Here is a 788-nt window from a genome sequence, read left to right as displayed (position 1 = left end):
TTCCTTCAGCATTCGACGACGTTGACGGCGAGGCCGCCCATGGCCGTTTCCTTGTATTTGGAGCTCATGTCCTTACCGGTCTCGCGCATGGTCACGATCACCTCATCCAGCGAGACGCGGTGGGAGCCGTCGCCCCAGAGCGCCATCTTCGCGGCGTTGATCGCCTTCGCCGCCGCGATCGCGTTCCGCTCGATACACGGAACCTGGACCAGCCCGCCGATCGGATCACACGTCAACCCCAGGTTGTGCTCCATCGCGATCTCCGCCGCGTTCTCCACCTGCGCCGGGGTTCCGCCCATCACCTCAGCCAGGCCCGCAGCAGCCATCGACGACGCCGACCCCACCTCGCCCTGGCACCCCACCTCAGCCCCCGAAATGGATGCCTGCTCCTTATACAGCACCCCCACAGCGCCGGCGGCGAGCAGGAACCTGACCACCACGTCGTCGCGGTCCTCCTGGGAGGCGTTCTCCATCCCCGGCGCGAAATGCAGCGCGTAATACAGCACCGCCGGAATAATCCCCGCCGCACCGTTCGTCGGCGCCGTCACCACCCGGCCCCCGGAAGCGTTCTCCTCATTCACCGCCAAGGCGACCAAGTTAACCCACTCCTGCCAATACTTCGGGTCATGGAACTCCCCCGCCCCGTCCTGGCTGTCACCGGCAGGCCGAGCGCTTTCCTTCCGCAACCGGTCATACCAGTCAGGGGCCCGCCGCCGGACCTTCAACCCGCCCGGCAACACCCCCTCACGCTTCAGGGACGTGGCCACACACCCTTCCATCACCGAGTA

At 66.2% G+C, this 788-nt stretch carries 1 protein-coding gene; it reads right to left on the bottom strand.

Annotated elements, in window-relative coordinates:
* Positions 1–5 precede the first annotated feature (5 nt).
* The coding region (locus tag ACKAE7_RS21090; RefSeq protein ID WP_408980231.1) for an L-serine ammonia-lyase at positions 6–788 on the bottom strand (783 nt) is incomplete at its 5' end.

Source organism: Pseudarthrobacter sp. NKDBFgelt (assembly GCF_046097905.1).
Taxonomy (GTDB): domain Bacteria; phylum Actinomycetota; class Actinomycetes; order Actinomycetales; family Micrococcaceae; genus Arthrobacter; species Arthrobacter polychromogenes.
This window is presented reverse-complemented; position numbering and strand designations above follow the sequence as displayed.